Below are 20529 nucleotides of genomic sequence, written 5' to 3'. Positions count from 1 at the left end.
GAGTCGGTCACCCGCGCCCTGGCCTGCCCCGCTTGCCCTCGGTTGCTGCCGCGTGGGCGCATGCGTCCGCCCCGCTCATGCCCCCTGCCCCCTCGTACCCCCGCCCCGCCACGCCCCGCAGGCCCCGCCCCGTCGTGCCTCGTCCCGGCCCGCCGCGCTCGGGCTTCGTTGGTGCCGGGTGAGGGGGCGTGGGGCCGGGGGTCGGTCGTGTGGGGGAGTGGGGGATCGGGTGGGTGATGGTGAATGGGGTCGTGGGCGCCGTGGGATGTAGGTGGGCGTGGTACCGGTGGGGGGACGTCGGCGGGGCTTGGGGCCGGCGAGGATGGGTGGCATCCCAGATGTTTGGTTTCGGTCTCTCGGGGGCTGCCCATGTTTCGTTTCGCTCTGCGCAATGTCGTCGCGCACAGGGCCGAATTGGCGATGACGGCCGTCGCGGTCCTGCTCGGGGTCGCGTTCGTCGCCGGCACCCTGGTCCTGTCGGACACGTTGGGCCGGGCCTTCAAGAACACCGCCTCCAAGAGCTTCGCCGACGTGTCCGTGGCCGTGATCGACGACAACGTGGACCGCACCGGGGCCCGTGAGCACGGGCGCCCCGACCCCACGCTCACCGAGGACACCCTGACCCGATTGCGCGCGTTGCCGGGAGTCGCCCGGGCGCGCGGCGTGTTGGAGGGATTCACCGGCGTGGTCGACCGCGACGGCGACCTGCTCGGATCCGGGTGGACCACGATCGGGACCAACTTCGTGCCGAGCCGCGACGGAGTCGACCCGCGCTTCCCGATGCGGGCCGGGCGCGGGCCCGCGGGCGGGGGCGAGATCGCGTTGGACGCCGGGACCGCCGACAAGGGTGGCTTCCGGGTCGGTGACACCGTGCGCGTCGCGCTGAGCGGCCCGATGGTCGAGACCCGGCTGACCGGCGTGTTCGGGACCGACGATCCGAGGGTGTCGTCGGGCGGCTCACTGGTGCTGTTCGACACCGCGACCGCGCAGCGCCTGTTGCTCAAGCCCGGCCGCTACGGCGAGATCGACCTGACCACGGCCCCCGGTACGAGCGAGGCGACGTTGCGGGACGCGGCCGAGCGGCTGTTGCCCCGGTCGGACAACCTGCGGGTCGACTCCGGACGGGCGCTGGCCCGGGCCCAAGTGGACATGATCGAGGCCGGCACCCGGCAGATGACCATCGCTCTGCTCGCGTTCGCCGGCATCGCGCTGTTCGTCGCCACGTTCATCATCGCCAACACGTTCACCATGCTGGTCGCCCAACGCACCCGCGAACTCGCGCTGTTGCGCGCGGTCGGCGCACGGCGCGAGCAGGTCACCCGGATCGTGCTCGCCGAGGCCGCGGCGGTCGCCGTGGTCGCGTCGTCGCTCGGCCTCGGTGTCGGGATCGTGCTGGCGGGCGCGCTGCGCTCGGCGCTGGAACGGTTCGGCGCGCACCTGCCCGCCGGGCCACTGATCGTCGACGGCCGCACCATCGCGGTCGCGTTGCTCGTGGGCGGCGCGGTCACCCTGCTCGCCTCGTGGCTGCCGGCCCGGCGCGCGTCCCGGATCCCGCCGGTCGCCGCGCTGAACACGGTGGAGCTACCCGCCGGCCACGCCGGCTCGCGCGGTCGCGGCGTGCTCGGTGTCCCGGTGACCACCGTCGGCGTGGTGCTCACCGTGTACGGCCGTTCCACCGCCGGCGACAGCGGCCGAGTGCCGGTGGCCGTCGGGGTGTTCCTGGTCCTGGTCGGCATCCTCCTGCTCACCCCGCTGCTGTCCCGACCGGTGATCGGGATGAGCGCGCGGTTCCTGGACCGGCCGTTCGGCGTGGCCGGTCGGCTGGCCCGGCGCAACGCCGTCCGCAACCCGCGACGCACCGCCGCCACCGCGTCCGCGCTGACCATCGGCCTGTCCCTGATCGCCGGCCTGAGCATGCTCGGCGCGTCGATCCGGCAGGCCGTCGAGGACCGGGCGATCGCCGAGGTCGCCGCGGACTACCGGATCCGGACGGTCAACGGCGCCTCCGTCGACCCGAGCGTGCTCGACGCCGTCGCCCGGATGCCGGGGGTCACCGCGATGTCCCCGCTGATCCGGGACACCGTGACCCTGGACGGCCACGACGACGCGGTGATCGGGGTGGATCCGCAGGGAATCGAACGCCTGCTCAACCTCGGCGGCACGGCGGACGCCGCTTCGGCGCTGCGCCGCGGCGAGATCCTGGTCGCGCCGGACATCGCGAAGCAGCGCGGGTGGCGGGTCGGCTCCATCGTCGCGATCGGCTATCCCGACGGCACACACGGCCGCGTCACCGTCGGCGGCTTCCAGGGCGACCTGGAACAGTTGACCAGGATCACCGTGCCGGCCGCGCTCGTACAGGCGCGTTCCGCCCACCGCGACATCCGGTCGATCATGGTGCGGACCGCCGACGGCGACAACACCCGAACCACCCGCGCGATCGAGCGGGCGATCGGCGACAACCCGTTGATCACGGTGGAGGACCGCACCGACGTCCGGCGGTCCATCAGCCGCTCGGTCGACCTGCTGCTCGACATCATGTACGGGCTGCTCGCGATGGCCGTGCTGATCGCCGTGCTCGGCGTGATCAACACCCTGGCCATGTCGGTGTTCGAACGTCGGCGCGAGATCGGGATGTTGCGCGCGATCGGCCTCGACCGCTCGCGGGTAAGCACGATGGTCCGGCTCGAATCGTTGGTGATCTCGGTCTTCGGCGCGGTGCTCGGCGTGGTCGTGGGCGCGTTCCTGGCGTGGGGGATCCTGGGCACCCTGCGCGACAGGCTGCCGGACCTGGTCCTGATCGTGCCCTGGGCCGGCGTCGCCGGATTCCTCGCCCTGGGGGTGGTCGTCGGCGTGCTCGCGGCGGTCTGGCCGGCCCGTACGGCGGCCCGCGCGGACGTACTCACCGCGATCGGCAGCGAATGACCGACGTCGGCGCACCCCTGCGACGCGCCCGCCGCACGGACGCCCGTCAGTTCACCACCGCGCGCAGCCCGTCCGGATCCGGCGCCGTCATCGCCCGAGCGATCTCGGGGTCCAGCGTTCCGGTGACGGCGCCCACCACGGTGCGGTGGATCAACTCGGTCCAGGCCGAGGACCGACGCACCATCGCGTGGCCGTCCGGCAGTTCGAACCGGCAGACCCGTTCGGAGACCTCCCGGGCGGTCAGCGCGTAGCGGTGCGAGGCCTTGGGGCTCGTGGTGTGGTCGGCCGTACCGTGCACGATGACCACGTCGCGGCCGGCGAGTTGGGCGTACGGCTCGTCGTCCTCGATCCACGGCGCGAGGGCGCAGATCGTCCGCACGCTGTCGTGGTCGGCGACCCGCAACGCGGTGCGGCCGCCCATCGAGTGGCCGACCAGGGTGACCTCGGCGTGCGGGTAGCGGGTACGGATGCCGTCGAGCGCCCACCACGCGTCCTGGACCGGATCGTGGTCGGGCTCGTTCCACCCGCGCACCCGGTAGCGCAGCAGCCAGGTCGCGACGCCCTCCGCGCGGGTCGCCCGGTGGATGCCCCGCGCGATCGGCACCATCCGGCGATACGCCAGATTGCGGGTCGAGGCGGGCTGCCGCCCCCGCGCGCGCCCACCGGGCAGGACCAGCACGACCGCGCGCACGTCCGTCCCGGTCGGCGGCGACCAGGTACGCAGCGCGGCGAGCGGCCCGGTCGATGCGTGCGCGTCCGACATGCGGAGCCCTCCATGCCTGTACTCGGTCCCGACGACCCGGACCACCGTCATCACTCCGGGGCCGCACCCCGAACCACCGCCCCAAATCCCGAACGCCCCCACGCCCCACGTCGTTCCCACCACCCAAGAACCCACCACCCAAGAACCCACCCCTCCGAACCCACCGCGCGCGGGCTCCGTCGCCCGAAGCAGCGGCCCACGGAGCGGCCCGGCCGGATCCGGCGACAAGGTTTCGAAGCGCGGGGAAGCGCACACCGGGTGCCCCACCCGCCCGCCCGGTCGCCGCTCCGTGCCGCAGGTGAAGTGCCGGGAGCCGGAGCGACCGCGTCGCTCGCCGGGCCCGCGCCTCCCCGCCTCAGAACCCGCGAGTCCGCTTCGAGGCGGGCCGCATTTCGCGCCCCGTGCGCGGTGGCGGCGACGGGAGGACGAAGCGGGCCGCCTCGGAGCCGACGTTGACGCCCGCTGCCAGGGCCAGGGCCAGGGAGGCCGCGTTGACCAGGCTGCGCCAGCCGGAGTCGGTGTGGCCCAGGGACAGGCCCAGCATGCCCTGGTACATCGCGCTGCCCGGCAACATCGGGCCGATCGCCGGGATCACGTACGGCAGCGCCGACGTCCCGTGCCACCGCGCGAGCAACTGGCCGAGCAGTCCGAGCAGTCCCGTGGCGACGGCGGTCGCGAGCACCGGCGCGGCGCCCGCCTCGCGCAGCACCTGGAACACCGCCCAGCCGACCGCGCCACCCGCCGCCGCGACCGGCAGCAGTACCCGGCGCACCTGGACCAGCACCGCGAAGGTCATCGACACCGCGCCCGCCGCGAGCAGTTGCACCACGCGAGGGTTGGCGTTGAGGTCGAACGTCCCCTCGACCTTGAACTGCACGCCCACCTGGTCGCCGATGTAGAGCACGATCGAGATGCCGACGATGATGCCGACGATCAGGTAGAAGACCTCCAGCAAGCGGGCCGCGGCGGTGATGTAGAAGCCGGTCAGGCCGTCCTGGACGGCGGCGACCAGGGCTCTTCCGGGCAACAGCGCGAACAGCCCACCGGTGACCACGGCGTACGGATTGATCCCGACGCCGACCTTGATCATCGCCACCGTGATCGCGGCGGCAGGCATCGAGGCGAGCACGAACTGGTAGAACTCCGGGACGCCCCGGTCGGCGAGCAACTGCGCCAGCCGCTCGCCGATCAACGCCGCGACGCAGGCGGCGATGGCCACGATCAGCCCGCCGCCGACCATCACGCTCGCGAAGGCCGCGATCAGACCGGCCGACAGCAGCAACAGGTTGCGCGGGTAGGGGTGTCGGTTGCGGCGGATGTCGGCGAGCCGGTGGTACGCCTCCTCCAGGGTCAATTCGGCGCCGGTGATGTCCGAGACCAGTTGGTGGGCCTCGTCGAGCCGGGTGTAGTCCACCGCGCGGCGGCGCACCACCCGCTCGCCGGTGACCGGCGGTTCGACCAGGGACGGCTGGTAGGACAGGGTGATCGCGACGAAGGTCACATTGGGCTGGCAACGTTCGAGGCCGTACGCGTCGGTGATGCCCAGCATCGCCGCCTCGACGTCCTCACCACCCTCGCCGCTGGCGAGCAGCAGTTCGCCGGTGCGCAGCGCCAGGTCCAGGACGCGCGGGACCGAGGGGCCGGCCTCGGGCTTCTCCGGGGCGGGCACGATCGGGATGCTCGCGGTGTGCCCGCTGAACCGAAGCTGGGTGCGCAGTCGGTCCTGCCACGGACTGGCCCCGGATCGGGACGCCGGTCGGGGCTCCGGTTCCCAGGGCGCCCGAGGGATGGGGTGGTCGCGACCGTCCCCGTTCGTCGGGTCCTCCGGACCGTGCCGCGCGTGTTGCTCCGACACCCCGTGTCGTCCCTTCCGCCGTCCGCCGATGCGGTCGTCTCGCGCCGGCGGACGCGTGGTCGGTCCGCCGTGGCGATCCGCCCGGGTGGATCGCCACCCGGTGCCGCGACCGGAAACGTTAGCCGGTTCCGGGTACCGGGCACGGCGCCGCTGATCTTGGACGGGGAGACTGCCCGCACGGCGGCGCATCATGCGACACCGGGAGGCCCGCGCGGCTCGCCGGGGGCGTCACGCCTGCCCGTGCACCCCGTGCAGCAACCGGCGCAGCGCCCCGCCCAACTCGAGCGGACCGGAGACCGGCGCCTCGAATTCGAACCGCACATCGCAGGTACGATCCGGCCCGCCGGTGCGCAGCCGGATGCCGTGCCGGTCCAGCGACACCGGCACGACCCGGTCGTCGCAGGCCGGGGCGCCCGCCACGCTCGCCAGCCGGCACAGGTCGTTGCCGTGTGCGGCGGCCAGGTGTTGCAGCAGTTCGGCCTCGTGACCGGCCAGCGGGTCGGGCTCGGCGTCGGCGTACTCGTCCGGCTCGACGTGCCCGGTGCCCCACAGGTCGTCGACCAGGACCTCGCCGACCTCCAGCCGTACGACGGTGCCCGCGCGTGGCGATGCGGTGGGGTCGGGGGTCAGCTCGGCCAACCGCTCGGCGGCCCGCTCGGCGTCGGCGCCGGTGGGCACGGTCAGCCAGCCGGCGATCCAGCAGTGCGCCCGGACCCGGTGCGGCACCGCGACCGGCGCGACGTCGACCAGGTGCAGGACGGCGGCCACGTCCTCGCGCGAGGTCAGCACCACCGCGGCGGTCTCGGCCGGGACGAGCAACAGCAGCGCGCCGTCCGGCTCGACCGCCCGCGCGGCGGGGATCACGTGCTCGTCCCGGTCGCCGGGCACATCCAGGGTGGCCGAGCCGGCGTACGCGGCCAGGGTGCGGGCCCGCTCGGCGGTGCGCGGCCTCCGGGAAGAGACATCGGTGCGCCCGGCGTTGGCCTCGGTGGGAACAGACATGGCGTCCTCCAGGTGTGGCGCTCGTTTGCGACCCCCGCTGTGGGCTACCGAACGCATCGACGTTAAGGTTAGGCTTACCTAAGTGCACCTATCTTGGCAAGGCGACCCACGTCACGGCGACCCGAGCGAAGGCGGCCCACCCCGGGGGGGGCCGGCGCGACGGCGACCCACGCGTGACCCGACCCACCGAGACGACCAGCACCGAAAAAACAGCCCCGCACGGAGGACCCGACCTTGAACCAGACCCGACCCAAGATCCGGCGCAGCCGTGCGCTCGGTGTGGCGCTCACGCCCAAGGCCGCGAAGTACCTCGAGAACCGGCCCTACCCGCCGGGCGAGCACGGTCGTGGTCGCAAGCAATCCTCGGACTACAAGACCCGGTTGATGGAGAAGCAGCGGCTGCGCTTCCAGTACGACATCTCCGAGGTCCAGATGCGGGCCGCGTTCGACCGCGCCAACAAGCACTCCGGCAAGACCGGTGACGAACTGGTGGTCGACCTGGAGCGCCGACTGGACGCGTTCGTGCTGCGCGCGGGCTTCGCGCGCACCGTCTACCAGGCGCGCCAGATGGTCACCCACGGGCACATCGAGGTCAACGGCGGCAAGGTGGACAAGCCGTCCTACCGGCTCAAGCCCGACGACATCGTCGGTGTGCGCGAGCGCAGCCGGAACAAGCCGCTGTTCCAGGTGGTCCAGGCCGGCGGGTTCGCCGCCGCCGAGACCCCGCGCTACATCGAGGCGCGTCTGGACAAGCTGATGGCCCGGCTGGACCGGCTCCCGCAGCGCCGCGAGGTCCCGGTGATCTGCGACGAGCAGTTGGTCGTCGAGTACTACTCGCGCTGACCCGCGCACCCCGATCGGCGCCGACCCGGACATTCGGGCCGGCGCCGACGCACGTACCGCCGTGGCACGCCGCCGCCCCGCCGCCCCGCGGCCCCGCCGCGACACCGCAGCGTCGACGCGAGCCCGCGCCGGGCGTCGATCCACGCCGGCGCCCGCGCCGCGTCCGGGCGGCGCCGAGCGCCGATCCGGTACCCGCCCACCGTCGATCAAGAATCGACACCGGGCCGCGACACGCGCCACACCGACCGCGCGGGTTTCCTCGGACGAGGAGACCCGCGCGGTCGCGGTAGGGTCGGGTTTTCCGAGGTGGGCGACGCGTATCCGCCTCCTCGACTGATCCCACTCATCAAGGAGCGCATGACGGTGTCGGGTGGCGAAGTCGCGCTGATGATCATCGCGGTTTTCTGGGCGATCCTGGTCGCCTTTCTCGCAGTGGCTCTGGTCAAGCTGGCGAAGGTGCTCAAGGAGGCCACGACCCTGGTCGCGGGGGTGGCGGACCGGGCGGTTCCGCTGCTCGACGAGGTGACCGAGACGGTCCGGGCGACCAACGCCCAGATGGGCCGAGTCGACCAGATCGCGGGCAACGTGCAGACCATGACCACGAACGCCACCGCGCTGTCCTCCACGGTCGCCGCCACGCTCGGCGGCCCGCTCGTGAAGACGGCCGCGTTCAGCTACGGCGTCCGCCGCGCGCTCTCCGCGCAGCAACGCGCCGAACTCGGCCGCCGGGTGCGCGTCGCGGCCAAGGCGCAGAAGGTCGCGCGGCAGCGCAGCATGCGCGGGAGGGGCTGACCGATGGCGAGACTGTTCTGGATCGCGGTCGGCGCCGGCGCCGGCGTCTGGGCCGCGCGCAAGGTCAAGGACAAGGCGTACAAGTACACGCCCGAGGGCGTCGCCGACAATGTCACCGGCATCGGCGAGGCGATCAAGTACTTCGCGGACGAGATCCGGGCGGGAATGGCCGAACGCGAGCAGGAGCTGTACCGCGCCATCGGCGCGGACGTGGCCGCCGCGTCGCTGCCGCCCGCCCCGGTGCGGCGCGCGCTGCCCGGCACGCGCGACTCGCACGACGATTGGCACGACGGGCGTGACCTCTACGACCCGCGTGAGCTGTACGAAGGCAAAGCAAGGTACGACCGAAGGGACGGCAGCTGATGGAATCGGCAGAGATCCGGAAGCGCTGGCTGCGCTTTTTCGAAGAGCGCGGACACACCGTCGTTCCCTCGGCCTCGCTGGTCGCGGACGACCCCACGCTGCTCCTGGTGAACGCCGGCATGGTGCCGTTCAAGCCGTACTTCCTCGGCGAGGTCAAGCCGAGCTTCAAGCGCGCCACCAGCGTGCAGAAGTGCGTACGCACCCTCGACATCGAAGAGGTCGGCAAGACCACCCGGCACGGGTCGTTCTTCCAGATGTGCGGCAACTTCTCGTTCGGCGACTACTTCAAGGAAGGCGCGATCGCGCTCGCCTGGGAGTTGCTCACCAACTCGGTCGAGGACGGCGGCTACGGGCTGGACCCGGAGAAGTTGTGGATCACCGTCTACCTCGACGACGACGAGGCCGAGCGGATCTGGCGGGAGGTGATCGGCGTGCCCGCCGAGCGCATCCAGCGCCTGGGCAAGTCGGAGAACTTCTGGTCCATGGGCGTTCCGGGTCCGTGCGGCCCGTGCTCGGAGATCAACTACGACCGCGGCCCCGCCTACGGCGAGGAGGGCGGGCCGGCGGTCAACGGCGAGCGCTACCTGGAGATCTGGAACCTGGTCTTCATGCAGTACGAGCGCGGCCCGGGCACCGGCAAGGACGATTACCCGATCCTCGGCGAGCTGCCCGCGAAGAACATCGACACCGGGCTCGGCCTGGAGCGCCTCGCGTGCATCCTGCAGGGCGTCGACAACCTGTACGAGATCGACACGTCGCGGATGATCCTGGACCGCGCCGCCGAACTCGCGGGCAAGACCTACGGCGACGACCACCGGAACGACGTGTCGCTGCGCGTGGTGGCCGACCACGTGCGCACCGCCGTGATGCTGATCGGTGACGGCGTGGTGCCCGGCAACGAGGGTCGCGGCTACGTGCTGCGCCGGATGATGCGCCGGGCGATCCGCAACATGCGCCTGCTCGGCGCGCAGGGCGAGACGCTGCACGACCTGGTCGAGACCACGATCAAGGCGATGGCTCCGCAGTACCCGAACCTGCTCGAGGAAGCCGAGCGCATCGACGCCGTCTCGGTGGCCGAGGAGAAGCGCTTCCTGGCCCGCCTGCACGAGGGCACCGCGCTCCTGGACGAGTCGATCGTCAAGGCGAAGAGCTCCGGCTCGACGGTGCTTCCCGGCGAGGTGGCCTTCCTGCTGCACGACACCGAAGGCTTCCCGATCGACCTGACCCTGGAGATCGCCGCCGAACAGGGCCTGGCGGTCGACGAGGACGGTTTCCGTCGGCTGATGAACGAGCAGCGGCAGCGGGCCAAGAAGGACGCCCAGGCGCGCAAGCAGGGCCTGGCCGACCTGTCCGTCTACCGCGAGGTCGCGGACGCGGCCGGCGGCACCGAGTTCACCGGCTACCAGGACACCTCGGACGAGGCGACCGTGGTCGGCCTGCTCGTGGACGGCGTGCCCGCGCCCGCCGCGCACGAGGGCGACGAGGTCGAGGTCGTGCTCGACCGCACCCCCTTCTACGCCGAGGGCGGCGGCCAACTCGCCGACACCGGCCGGATCCGGCTGGACACCGGCGCCGTGGTCGAGGTCCGCGACGTGCAGACCCCGGTGGCCGGTGTCACCGTGCACCGCGGCCGGGTCCAGGTCGGCGAGGTCCTGGTCGGCGCCCAGGCGTTGGCCCAGATCGACACCGGCCGGCGCAACGCGATCGCCCGCGCGCACAGCGCGACGCACCTGACCCACCAGGCGCTGCGCGACGCGCTCGGCCCCACCGCCGCGCAGGCCGGCTCGGAGAACGCGCCCGGCCGCTTCCGCTTCGACTTCGGCGCGCCCGGCGCGGTGCCGGGCAGCGTGCTCACCGACGTCGAGCAGAAGATCAACGAGGTGCTCGCGCGCGACCTGGACGTCACCGCCGAGGTGATGTCGATGGACGAGGCCAAGAAGCAGGGCGCCGTGATGATGTTCGGCGAGAAGTACGGCGACCGGGTCCGCGTGGTCACCATGGGGGACTACTCCAAGGAACTGTGCGGCGGCACGCACGTGCACAACACCGCGCAACTGGGTCTGGTCAAGCTGCTCGGCGAGTCCTCGATCGGCGCCGGCGTGCGTCGCGTCGAGGCGCTGGTGGGCACCGACGCGTACAACTTCCTGGCGCGCGAGCACACCATCGTCAACCAGCTCACCGACGTGGTGAAGGGCCGCCCCGAGGACCTGCCCGAGCGGGTCGCGTCGATCATGGCCAAGCTGCGCGACGCGGAGAAGGAGATCGCGGCGCTGCGCGGCGCCCAGGTACTCCAGGCGGCCGCGGGTCTGGTCGAGAGCGCCCAGGACGTGCACGGCGTGGCGCTGGCCACCGCGCAACTGGCGGACGGGACCACGCCCGACGACCTGCGCAAGCTCGCGCTGGACGTGCGCGGCCGGCTCGCGGCGCGCCCGGCCGCGGTCGCGGTCGTGTCGGTCGTGGGCGGCAAGCCGATGGTCGTGGTGGCCGCCAACGAGGCCGCGCGCGAGCGTGGCGTCAAGGCCGGCGAGCTGGTCCGCGTCGCGGCGCAGACCCTCGGCGGCGGCGGTGGCGGCAAGGACGACGTGGCCCAGGGCGGCGGTTCGGACCCGACCAAGGTGGCCGACGCGCTGGCCGCAGTCACCCGGACAGTCGCCGAACGTACATCCTGAGTCGTCCCTTACCCTCGTTCCCCCGGTGGGTGTGGAAGTCTGGAACCGGACTCCCGCACCGCCGGGGGACTTGTATGACGGGGCGTCGAGCCCCGACGGTCAATGACGCAGAGCCTTGTGACGGAGAGCCGACCTTGAGACGCGGAGTACGAATTGCGGTCGACGTGGGAGACGTTCGGATCGGCGTCGCGGCCAGCGACCCGCACGGGTTGATCGCCACTCCCGTGGAGACCGTGCCCGCCGGCAAGCGGGACGTCGCCCGAATCCTGGAGATCGTCGCCGAGTACGAGGCGATCGAGGTCGTGGTCGGGCTGCCGCGCTCGTTGTCCGGCGCGGAGGGCGCCGCCGCGGCCAAGGCGCGGTCCTTCGCCGATCGTCTGGTCGCCGCGCTCGACCCGGCGATCGGGGTGCGCCTGGTCGACGAACGACTGACCACCGTCACCGCGACGCGCGGCCTCCAGGCGTCCGGCGTCAAGGCGAAGAAAGCCCGCGGTGTCGTCGACCAGGCGGCCGCGATCGTGATCCTGCAAAACGCGCTCGACACCGAGCGTGGTTCCGGACGTCCTCCGGGCCTGGCCGTGTCACCTGCCCCGGCCGGGTCCGTCTCCGACTCTGAAAGGCCCACGGCATGAGCGATCTCGGACTGCGCATGGAGTCGGAGCCGCGCAGCCGGCGACGGGGCAAGGACGACAACTCGCGGGGCGGCCGGCGCGGCCGGGGCCGCAAGAAGAAGAACCGCAGTGGGTGTGCGGTCTCCCTGGCGCTGGTGATCGTCCTCGCCGTGATCGGCGGCGGTGGCTACTGGGCCTACGGTTTCCTGAAGGACCGTTTCGGCCCGCCCCCGGACTACAGCGGCAGCGGCTCGGGTTCGCTCGTGGTGGAGATCAAGCAGGGCTGGGCCACCCCGCAGATGGCCAACGAACTCAAGAAGGTCGGGGTGACCAAGAGCGTCGAGGCGTTCACCAAGGTCGCCCGCGAGGACAAGGACCAGCGCGCGTCCAAGATCCAGCCCGGCGCGTACACGATGGCCAAGCACATGTCCGCCAAGGCCGCCTTCGAGATCCTGGTCAACCCGAAGAACAAGCAGGACTACATCCTCAGGCCCGGCATTCGCGCCACGCAGGTCTACGAATCGCTGGCCAAGACGCTCAAGGTGCCGAAGGAGAAGGTCGAGGCCGCCGCGAAGGATCCCTCGCTCGGACTGCCCGAGTACGCCAAGGGCAACATCGAGGGCTTCCTGTACCCCGCGTCCTACGTCGCGGCACCCGGCATGGACCCGCTCGTGGTGCTCAAGGACATGGTCGCCAAGGCGGTCAAGGAGTACGACAAGCTCGGCCTGCCGGCCAAGGCGCAGGCGATGGGCAGGTCGCCCTACGACATGATCATCATCGCCAGCATGGTCGAGGCCGAGGGCAAGACCACCGACGACAAGGGCAAGGTCGCCCAGGTCATCTACAACCGGCTCGCCAAGAACATGACGCTGGGGCTGGACTCGACGGTCAACTACTACCTCAACAAGAGCAACATCCAGCTCACCAACAAGGAACTCAACGACGCGAGCAACCCGTACAACACCCGGGTCAGGAAGGGCCTGCCGCCGGGACCGATCGGCAGCCCGAGCAAGGCCGCGCTCGACGCGGCGGTGGCGCCGCCCGCGGGCAAGTTCCTCTACTTCGTCACCGTCGACCCGATCGTCGGCACCACGAAGTTCACCGACAACGACGCCGACTTCCAGACCTACAAGGCCGAGTTGGCCAAGTGGATAAAGGATCACCCGACCCCGAGTACGAGCCCGTGACCGAGTCGACGTCGCTCCCGCGCCGAGCCGCCGTGCTCGGCGCGCCCATCCGGCACTCGCTGTCCCCGGTCCTGCACCGGGCCGCGTACGCCGAACTGGGCCTGACCCACTGGTCCTACGACGCGTTCGAGATCGACGAGGCGGCCCTGCCGGGCTTCGTCGGCGACCTCGACGCGTCCTGGGCCGGACTGTCGCTGACCATGCCGCTCAAGCGGGCGATCCGACCGCTGCTCGACGAGATCGGGCAGGTCGCGCGCGACGTGGACGCGGTGAACACGGTGGTGTGCACCGCGGACGGCCGGCGCGTGGGGGAGAACACCGACGTGCCGGGCCTGGTCGCGGCGCTGCGCGAACGCGGCGTGCGCCGGGTCGAGTCGGCGGCCGTGCTCGGCGCGGGCGCCACCGCGACCTCGGCGCTGGCCGCGGTGCGCGAGGTCACCGACGGGCCGGTGCGGGTGTACGTGCGCGGCGAGGAGCGGGCCCGCGAGATGCGCGCGGCGGGCGAGCGACTCGGCGTCGCGGTCGAGGTGCGCCCCTGGGCGGACGCGGCCGAGGCGTTGCGCGCGCCGCTGGTGGTGGCGACCACACCCAAGGGCGCGGTCGACCATCTCGCGACCGAGGTGCCCGCCGGGCCCGGGGTGCTCTTCGACGTCGTCTACGACCCGTGGCCCACCGCGCTCGCGGGCGCGTGGGGCCACGCGGGCGGACCGGTGGTGGGCGGACTGGACCTGCTCGTGCATCAGGCGGTGCTCCAGGTCGAGTTGATGACGGGCCGACCGGGGCCGTTGGCCGTGATGCGCGCGGCGGGCGAGGCGGCGCTGACGGGGCGGTTCTGACGGGGCGGGGCCGACGGGGCGGGCCGAGCACGAAGGGCTGAGCTCGGGGTTCACCGGCCGGGTTCGCCCCGCCGGAGGCCCACGGGGGCGTGTTCGCCCTGCCGGATTCCCACATGCGCGCGTTTCGCGTGCCTGCCCGACTGCGGTACCGCCTGCCGCGGTACCGCATCCGGTGTTCCTGCGATCATCGGATCGGCGCTGGGGACGACGGAACGTGACCGCCGAGGGATCCTGCGTATCGTCACAGGCGTGTTCCCCGTTCTCACTCTCGCGTGTGCGCTGCTCGGCTTCGTCGCCGGCCTCGGGTTGCCCCGTCCCATCCACCTCCTGCTCGCCCAGGGCACCGGCCCCGGGCCGCGCTCTCCGGTCGCCGGCCCCGTCGCCGGTCCGGTGGTGGCCGCCACCGGGCGCTACGGGCCCCTGCCGGTCGCCGCGCTGACCGGCCTGGTGTGCGCGCTGCTGGCCTGGCGGCTCGGGCCGGGCCTGGACCTGCTCGCGTTCCTGGTGCTCGCCGTCGCGGGCGTGACCCTGGCCATCGTGGACGTGCGCACGTTGCGGCTGCCCGATCCGGTACTGCTGGTGACGCTCGCGACCGGGCTGACCCTGCTGGGCATGGAGTCGCTCGCGCTGGGCGACTTCACCGCGTACCGACGGGCCCTGCTCGGCGGCCTCACCCTGGCCGGCTACCACCTGTGCCTGGCCGCGCTCTCCCGGGGCAGTCTGGGCATGGGCGACGTCAAGCTCGCCGGTGTGCTCGGCATACACCTGACCTGGCTGGGCTGGGGCGTGCTGGTCACCGGCGCGTTCCTGGCGTTCCTGCTGGCCGGGCTCACCGCCGGGCTGCTCGTCTCGGTGGGCCGGGCCCGTCGGGGCAGCCGGCTGCCGTTCGGGCCGTGGCTGCTGCTCGGCGCGCTCGGCGGGGTGTTGTGCGGCGCGGAGTTGTCCCGACTGCATCTCGCCTGGTGAGACGACGGAGGCCGGTGCGGCGCTGTCCGACACCTGGACGCGGCGCGGGGAGCCCGCCGCCGGCATGAAAGGATTCGGGTGGACATCCGCCGGGCGAATCGTGGACGGCCTCCGCGCCGTTCCCCGGACGTGATACGCGGCAAGCGCAAGAAGGAGCATTCGTGGGCAACCTACGCTGGCTGACCGCCGGGGAGTCGCACGGCCCGGCACTCGTGGCCACCCTGGAAGGGCTGCCCGCCGGCGTGCCCATCACGACCGAACTGGTCGCGGACGCGCTCGCGCGCCGCCGGCTGGGCTACGGGCGTGGCGCGCGGATGAAGTTCGAGCGGGACGAGGTCACCTTCCTCGGTGGCGTCCGACACGGGCTCACCCAGGGCGGCCCGGTCGCGATCATGGTCGGCAACACCGAGTGGCCCAAGTGGGAGACGGTCATGTCGGCCGACCCCGTGGACCCCGAGGTGCTCGCCGCGCAGGCCCGCAACGCGGCGCTGACCCGCCCGCGGCCCGGCCACGCCGACCTGGCGGGAATGCAGAAGTACGGCTTCGACGAGGCGCGGCCGATCCTGGAGCGGGCCAGCGCCCGCGAGACCGCGGCCCGGGTCGCGCTCGGCGCGGTCGCCAAGTCGTTCCTGGAGCAGGTGGCGGGCGTTCGCATCGTCAGCCACGTGGTCGAGTTCGGCGCGGCCAAGGCGCCCGCCGGCATGCTGCCCGGCCCCGACGACACCGCGCGCCTGGACGCCGACCCGGTCCGCTGCTTCGACCCGGACGCGTCGGCCGCGATGGTCGCCGAGGTGGACGACGCGCAGAAGGCCGGCGACACCCTCGGCGGTGTGGTCGAGGTGCTCGCCTACGGCCTGCCGCCGGGCCTGGGCAGCCACGTGCACTGGGACCGCCGGCTCGACTCGCGGCTCGCGGGTGCGCTGATGGGTATCCAGGCGATCAAGGGTGTCGAGCTCGGCGACGGCTTCGAGCTGGCCCGGACGCGGGGCTCGCGGGCCCACGACGAGATCGTCAACACCCCCGACGGCGCCAAGCGCACGTCGCACCGCGCCGGCGGCGTCGAGGGCGGCATGTCCACCGGCGAGGTGCTGCGCGTGCGTGCGGCGATGAAGCCGATCGCCACCGTGCCGCGCGCGCTGTCCACCTTCGACGTGCGCACCGGCGAGCCCGCGCAGGCCCACCACCAGCGCTCCGACGTCGCGGCCGTGCCGGCCTCCGGCATCGTGGCCGAGGCGATGGTCGCGCTCGTCCTGGCCGACCTGGTCACCGAGAAGTTCGGCGGCGACTCGGTCGCCGAGACCACCCGCAACGTGCGGGGCTACCTGGACGCGCTGGAGATTCGGTAGCGCCATGGCGGACATCGGGGACACCGCGCACAGCGAGGCCGCGGTCGACGAAGAGGCGGGCACCGGCCCGCTGGTGGTCCTGGTCGGGCCGCCCGGCGCGGGCAAGACGACGGTGGGCCTGCTGCTCGCCCGGGCGCACGGGGTCGGCTTCCGCGACACCGACGCGGACGTCGAGGCGCGCGCGGGCAAGTCGATCCCGGACATCTTCGTCGACGAGGGCGAGCCGCACTTTCGTACGCTCGAACACGAGGCGGTCGCCGCGGCGTTGGCCGAGCACGACGGCGTGCTCGCGCTGGGCGGCGGCGCGATCATGGACGACGCGACCCGCGCTCTGCTCAAGGGACACCGGGTGGTCTTCCTCGAGGTCGCCCTCGCGGACGCGGTCAAGCGGGTCGGCCTGGACGCGCCGCGCCCGCTCCTGGTGGGCAATCCCAGGGCCCGCTGGCGCGAGCTGATGCAGGCGCGCCGACCGCTGTACCTCGAGGTCGCCGCGCTGACGGTGGACACCGCCGGACGCACCCCCGAGGACGTCGCCGCCGAGATCCGCGACGCCTTCGCCACCGCACCCGACCAGGCTCCTTCCGAGCCGACCCCATCCGAGCAGACCGAGCCCGAGAAAGACGTGAATCGATGAGCGGCAACCCCTCCGAGCCGGTCCGGATCCGCGTCGGCGGCGCCTCGGAGTCGTACGACGTGCTCGTGGGTGCCGGCCTGCTCGGCGAACTCGCGGGCCTGATCGGCACGTCCGCCCGCCGCGTGGCGATCCTGCACCCGGAGGCGCTGGCCGCCACCGGCGAGGCGGTCCGCGAGGACCTGGCCGCGCAGGGCTACGAGGCGATCGCCATCCAGGTGCCCAACGCCGAGGAGGCCAAGGACGTCGCGGTCGCGGCGTACTGCTGGTCGGTGCTCGGTCAGACCGGGTTCACCCGCTCGGACGTGATCGTCGGCATCGGCGGCGGTGCCACCACCGACCTCGCGGGCTTCGTCGCGGCCACCTGGCTGCGCGGCGTGCGCTGGATCGCGATGCCCACCACGCTGCTGGGCATGGTCGACGCGGCCGTCGGCGGCAAGACCGGGATCAACACCGCCGAGGGCAAGAACCTGGTCGGCGCGTTCCACCCGCCGGCCGGCGTGCTCGCCGACCTGGCCACGCTGGAATCGCTGCCGCGCAACGACTACGTCAGCGGTCTCGCCGAGGTGATCAAGGCCGGCTTCATCGCCGACCCGGTGATCCTGGACCTGATCGAGGCCGACCCCGAGGGCGCGCGCGACCCGCGGGGCAAGGACACCGCCGAACTGATCACCCGCGCCATCCGGGTCAAGGCCGACGTCGTCTCCGGCGACCTCAAGGAGGCCGGCCGACGCGAGATCCTCAACTACGGCCACACCCTCGCGCACGCGATCGAGAAGGCCGAGCGCTACAAGTGGCGGCACGGCGCCGCGGTCAGCGTCGGCATGGTCTACGCGGCGGAGCTGGGTCGACTCGCCGGTCGCCTCGACGATGCCACCGCCGACCGGCACCGCACGGTGCTCGCCTCGGTCGGCCTGCCGCTGACCTACCGCGGCGACGCGTGGCCCAAGCTGCTGGAGACCATGCGCGTGGACAAGAAGTCGCGCGGCGACATGCTGCGCTTCATCGTGCTGGACGGCCTGGCCAAGCCGGTCGTCCTGGAGGCGCCCGATCCGACCTTCCTGGTCGCCGCGTACGCCGAGGTGTCCGGGTGAGCGCGCGCAGGGTGCTCGTGCTCAACGGTCCCAACCTCGGCCGCCTGGGCAGCCGCGAGCCCGACGTCTACGGGGCCACCTCGTACCCGGGACTGGTCGCCGAGTGCGAACGGCTCGGCGGTGAGCTCGGCTTCGCGGTCGAGGTCCGCGAGACCAACGACGAGGGCGAGATCATCCGCTGGATGCACGAGGCCGCCGACGGCCGCATCCCGGTGGTGATGAACCCGGGCGCGTTCACGCACTACTCGTACGGTCTGCGCGACGCGGTCGCCCAGCGCACCGCGCCGTTCATCGAGGTGCACATCTCCAACCCGTACGCGCGCGAGAGCTTCCGGCACTCCAGCGTGGTGGCCGCCGTCGCCAGCGGCACGATCGCGGGCTTCGGCATCGGCTCGTACCGCCTGGCACTGCGCGCGCTGGCCGAGGAACTCGAGGACTGACGGCGCCTGCGGGCTCGGGGGTCACCCGCGTAGGTGATCCCCGAGCCCGCGGGCCCGAGCCCGAGCCCGCGACCCCGGAGTCGTACCCGCGACCGCGGCCCGCGGGAGTCCCGCTCATCCCAACAGTCGCCCGATCGCCGTAGCCACCTCCCGATGCGCCAGATACGCGCCGATGTCGTGCGCACGATCGTGCGGATTGGCCACCGTGCACTCCGCCGCCAGCCCGCTCCAGTCGTCGGCCAGCGGACACCCGATCGCGACCGGATCCGTCGGACACCACGTGTTGAACCACGGCCCGGCGATCGACGGCAGATGTGCCCCGCCGACCCGCAGCCGCGAGTACACCGCGTCCATCCCCAGCGGAGCGCCCGCCGTGATCAACCCGGCCACCGGCACCGCCGGCCCGAGCCGGGTCAGCAGGTCCATCGCCACCACCGTGCCCAGGCTGTGCGCGACCAGCACCACCGGACCGGACGCGGGCAATCCCGCGAGCACCCGCTCCAGCACCGCCTCGCGCGTGTCGTCGCGATCCAGGTACGCCGCGACATCGCGGAACGCGGCCCGGATGACCAGCCGATCCACCCCGGTGTGCGCGGCGATCCAGCCGAGTGGCTCGTGCACCGTGCCCACCATGTGGTCCCAGATGCTCTCGGTCACCACGGTCCGGCCCGGCGCCGGCATCCCGGCCCGGTGCGCGGCCTCGCCGAGCAGCTCGTCGTACAACCCCTGTGCGGACGGCGACAGCGGTGCCTCGATCGGCGCCGTCGACTCCATCACCTCGACGAGCCGATCACCATAGAAGGGGAACCAGACGTCCTCGGGATCCACGGTCGGCAGTCCGGCCATGGTCAGCCCGCTGTTCAGCCCGGCCGCCCAACTCCGCCGCAGCGCCGCCGGATCGTGCCCCTGCTGACTGCGTCCGTGCAGGAACACCAGCCGCACCCGGCCGCCGAACGCACCCGGGCGCCCGGACACCCCCGAGACGGTGACCGCCTCGGCACCGGACGCCGGCTCCACCGGTGAGCGCGGCGCGGGCACTGCCGTGCGTGCCGCGGGTGTCGTGCCCAGCCCCGACCCGGCGCCCAACTCGGCCAGCAGTGTCCGCAGGCCGTCGTCGTTGGTGGCCAGCGCGCCCAGCCGGGCCAGGATCACGCTGATCCGCACGCCCTCGTTGGCGACCCACTCGATCTGCGCCAACCCCTGCTCGGGTCGCCACGGCAATCCCTGCAGATTCAGCACCGCGCCGCTGTCGTCGTGCGCGGGCACACCGCTGTGGTGCAGCGCGACCGCCTCCCACTGGTCGTTGAACACCGGCGATCCGGAGTTGCCCGGTTCGGTGTCGGTCTCGTAGTGGAGGAAGTCGTCCAGGCGCTGGGTGAACCGATTCGCCCGGATGGCGATCTCCTTGAGCCGCCCGGCCGGGTGACCGATCACGTTCACCGGATCGCCCACCACCAGCTTGCCCTCGGCCGCGATCAGCCCGATGTGTCCGAAGATCCGCCCGGGCGGGCGACCGTCGCCGCCCGGACGCATCGCGACCAGGGAGAAGTCGAGGTCCTCGTCGGTCAGGAACAGGGTGTCCGGGTCCGGCGCGAAGCGCGTGGTGTGCACCGGCAAATCGTTGTCGACACCCATCTCCGCGCCGAACTCGGCGAACGCGCCGCGCGCGGTGGCCGCGTCCGGGAACACGTGATGGTTGGTCAGCAGCAGGCTCGGCGCGACCAGAAAGCCGGTGGCCTGCGGTCGTACCGGCCCGCCGGTCGAGTACCAGATCCGCGCCACGCACGCGGCGGCCCGCAACCCGCGGGCAAGGAAGTTCAGGCTCTGGAGGTCGTTGGTGACTCCTATGATCCGTTCGGCCAGTCGCGGTGCGCTCTCGTCCGGCGAGGTGGCCAGCAACACCTGCCCGGGCACCTCGTGCTGCTCGACCAGCCGGGCCGCGCGCAGTTGCAGCCGGTCGTCGTCGTCCGGGAAGCGACTGCCCGCGGCGCGCCGGCGCTCGATCTCGCCGCGATCCGCCTCCGCCGCCCGGTACCGCGCACCCGCGGCCTCGATCTGACGGACCAGCCGCTCGTTCGCCGATGCGGCGCGGGGTCCGTCATTTCCGCTGATTTCCACTGAAGTACACCCCCTCGCTGGCAGCGTAGGACCCGACCTCGGCCGCTGTCCGGCCTTCACACGATTGCCCTGGTCGCGGCACGAAGGATGC

The 20529-nt window shown here is 72.5% G+C and carries 17 protein-coding genes; 13 read left to right on the top strand and 4 right to left on the bottom strand.

Annotation, left to right across the window (positions count from 1 at the left end; translation table 11 throughout):
• Nucleotides 1-369: 369 nt before the first annotated feature.
• Nucleotides 370-2922 carry an ABC transporter permease gene (locus ACIRL2_RS31700; protein ID WP_402236591.1) on the top strand — a complete coding sequence of 851 codons (2553 nt, stop codon included), beginning with the start codon at nucleotides 370-372 and terminating at the stop codon, nucleotides 2920-2922.
• A gap of 46 nt (nucleotides 2923-2968) precedes the next feature.
• Here the strand turns inward: ACIRL2_RS31700 and ACIRL2_RS31695 are convergent, their stop codons facing one another.
• The 3 genes from ACIRL2_RS31695 to ACIRL2_RS31685 form a co-directional block, all read right to left on the bottom strand.
• Nucleotides 2969-3685: an alpha/beta hydrolase gene (locus ACIRL2_RS31695; RefSeq protein ID WP_395871927.1), complete on the bottom strand. Its 717-nt coding sequence runs from the start codon at nucleotides 3683-3685 to the stop codon at nucleotides 2969-2971.
• 355 nt (nucleotides 3686-4040) lie between these two features.
• The gene (locus ACIRL2_RS31690) at nucleotides 4041-5354 is read right to left on the bottom strand and encodes a threonine/serine exporter ThrE family protein (protein ID WP_395871925.1); all 1314 of its coding nucleotides are present in this window, start codon (nucleotides 5352-5354) and stop codon (nucleotides 4041-4043) included.
• A 414-nt stretch (nucleotides 5355-5768) separates the two neighbouring features.
• A complete protein-coding gene (locus tag ACIRL2_RS31685; RefSeq protein ID WP_402236588.1) occupies nucleotides 5769-6542 on the bottom strand; it encodes a DUF2470 domain-containing protein in 774 nt (257 codons plus the stop codon).
• Nucleotides 6543-6776: 234 nt separating this feature from the next.
• Here ACIRL2_RS31685 and rpsD point away from each other — a divergent pair, with 234 nt between their 5' ends.
• The 12 genes from rpsD to aroQ all read left to right on the top strand — a co-directional run bounded on the left by rpsD (nucleotide 6777) and on the right by aroQ (nucleotide 18320).
• The gene (rpsD, locus tag ACIRL2_RS31680; protein ID WP_395871921.1) at nucleotides 6777-7385 is read left to right on the top strand and encodes a 30S ribosomal protein S4; all 609 of its coding nucleotides are present in this window, start codon (nucleotides 6777-6779) and stop codon (nucleotides 7383-7385) included.
• 357 nt (nucleotides 7386-7742) lie between these two features.
• Nucleotides 7743-8177, top strand: a complete 435-nt coding sequence (locus ACIRL2_RS31675) for a DUF948 domain-containing protein (protein ID WP_391587549.1) — start codon at nucleotides 7743-7745, stop codon at nucleotides 8175-8177.
• 3 nt (nucleotides 8178-8180) lie between these two features.
• Nucleotides 8181-8540 carry a DUF6167 family protein gene (locus ACIRL2_RS31670; protein ID WP_395871919.1) on the top strand — a complete coding sequence of 120 codons (360 nt, stop codon included), beginning with the start codon at nucleotides 8181-8183 and terminating at the stop codon, nucleotides 8538-8540.
• Nucleotides 8540-11209, top strand: coding sequence for an alanine--tRNA ligase (alaS, locus tag ACIRL2_RS31665; protein WP_395871917.1), 2670 nt, complete (start codon nucleotides 8540-8542; stop codon nucleotides 11207-11209). Before ACIRL2_RS31670 ends, alaS begins: the two co-directional genes overlap by 1 nt.
• Before the next feature lie 74 nt (nucleotides 11210-11283).
• Nucleotides 11284-11841, top strand: a complete 558-nt coding sequence (ruvX, locus tag ACIRL2_RS31660) for a Holliday junction resolvase RuvX (RefSeq protein WP_395871915.1) — start codon at nucleotides 11284-11286, stop codon at nucleotides 11839-11841.
• Nucleotides 11838-13007, top strand: coding sequence for an endolytic transglycosylase MltG (gene mltG / locus ACIRL2_RS31655; RefSeq protein ID WP_395871913.1), 1170 nt, complete (start codon nucleotides 11838-11840; stop codon nucleotides 13005-13007). The genes ruvX and mltG overlap by 4 nt, the downstream gene beginning before the upstream one ends.
• Nucleotides 13004-13843 (top strand): shikimate dehydrogenase, encoded by an 840-nt coding sequence (locus tag ACIRL2_RS31650; RefSeq protein ID WP_395871911.1) that lies wholly within the window; start codon nucleotides 13004-13006, stop codon nucleotides 13841-13843. The genes mltG and ACIRL2_RS31650 overlap by 4 nt, the downstream gene beginning before the upstream one ends.
• 249 nt (nucleotides 13844-14092) lie before the next feature.
• A complete protein-coding gene (locus tag ACIRL2_RS31645) occupies nucleotides 14093-14809 on the top strand; it encodes a prepilin peptidase (RefSeq protein WP_395871909.1) in 717 nt (238 codons plus the stop codon).
• Between the two features lie 161 nt (nucleotides 14810-14970).
• On the top strand, nucleotides 14971-16155 hold the full coding sequence (gene aroC, locus ACIRL2_RS31640) for a chorismate synthase (protein ID WP_395871907.1): 1185 nt from the start codon (nucleotides 14971-14973) through the stop codon (nucleotides 16153-16155).
• A 4-nt stretch (nucleotides 16156-16159) separates the two neighbouring features.
• The gene (locus tag ACIRL2_RS31635; RefSeq protein ID WP_402236580.1) at nucleotides 16160-16789 is read left to right on the top strand and encodes a shikimate kinase; all 630 of its coding nucleotides are present in this window, start codon (nucleotides 16160-16162) and stop codon (nucleotides 16787-16789) included.
• Entirely contained in the window at nucleotides 16786-17880 is a 1095-nt protein-coding gene (aroB, locus tag ACIRL2_RS31630; RefSeq protein ID WP_395871903.1) for a 3-dehydroquinate synthase, read from the top strand. Before ACIRL2_RS31635 ends, aroB begins: the two co-directional genes overlap by 4 nt.
• On the top strand, nucleotides 17877-18320 hold the full coding sequence (gene aroQ, locus ACIRL2_RS31625) for a type II 3-dehydroquinate dehydratase (protein WP_402236577.1): 444 nt from the start codon (nucleotides 17877-17879) through the stop codon (nucleotides 18318-18320). Before aroB ends, aroQ begins: the two co-directional genes overlap by 4 nt.
• Nucleotides 18321-18434: 114 nt before the next feature.
• Here aroQ and ACIRL2_RS31620 read toward each other — a convergent pair whose 3' ends face one another.
• The gene (locus tag ACIRL2_RS31620) at nucleotides 18435-20438 is read right to left on the bottom strand and encodes a trypsin-like peptidase domain-containing protein (RefSeq protein ID WP_402236575.1); all 2004 of its coding nucleotides are present in this window, start codon (nucleotides 20436-20438) and stop codon (nucleotides 18435-18437) included.
• Nucleotides 20439-20529: the final 91 nt, after the last annotated feature.

This window comes from Embleya sp. NPDC127516, assembly GCF_044765325.1.
In the GTDB taxonomy this organism is placed as follows: Bacteria; Actinomycetota; Actinomycetes; order Streptomycetales; family Streptomycetaceae; genus Embleya.
The sequence above is the reverse complement of the archived record's forward strand: the minus strand, read 5'-3'. Positions and strand labels throughout refer to the sequence as shown.

Bases quoted from the DNA above. Each gene is read 5' to 3' on its own strand.
- ACIRL2_RS31685 (WP_402236588.1), bottom strand. From the start codon at position 6,542: ATGTCTGTTCCCACCGAGGCCAACGCCGGGCGCACCGATGTCTCTTCC.
- ruvX (WP_395871915.1), top strand. From the start codon at position 11,284: ATGACGGGGCGTCGAGCCCCGACGGTCAATGACGCAGAGCCTTGTGAC.
- ACIRL2_RS31670 (WP_395871919.1), top strand. From the start codon at position 8,181: ATGGCGAGACTGTTCTGGATCGCGGTCGGCGCCGGCGCCGGCGTCTGG.
- ACIRL2_RS31675 (WP_391587549.1), top strand. From the start codon at position 7,743: ATGACGGTGTCGGGTGGCGAAGTCGCGCTGATGATCATCGCGGTTTTC.
- ACIRL2_RS31700 (WP_402236591.1), top strand. From the start codon at position 370: ATGTTTCGTTTCGCTCTGCGCAATGTCGTCGCGCACAGGGCCGAATTG.
- aroB (WP_395871903.1), top strand. From the start codon at position 16,786: ATGAGCGGCAACCCCTCCGAGCCGGTCCGGATCCGCGTCGGCGGCGCC.
- ACIRL2_RS31695 (WP_395871927.1), bottom strand. From the start codon at position 3,685: ATGTCGGACGCGCACGCATCGACCGGGCCGCTCGCCGCGCTGCGTACC.
- ACIRL2_RS31635 (WP_402236580.1), top strand. From the start codon at position 16,160: ATGGCGGACATCGGGGACACCGCGCACAGCGAGGCCGCGGTCGACGAA.
- mltG (WP_395871913.1), top strand. From the start codon at position 11,838: ATGAGCGATCTCGGACTGCGCATGGAGTCGGAGCCGCGCAGCCGGCGA.
- alaS (WP_395871917.1), top strand. From the start codon at position 8,540: ATGGAATCGGCAGAGATCCGGAAGCGCTGGCTGCGCTTTTTCGAAGAG.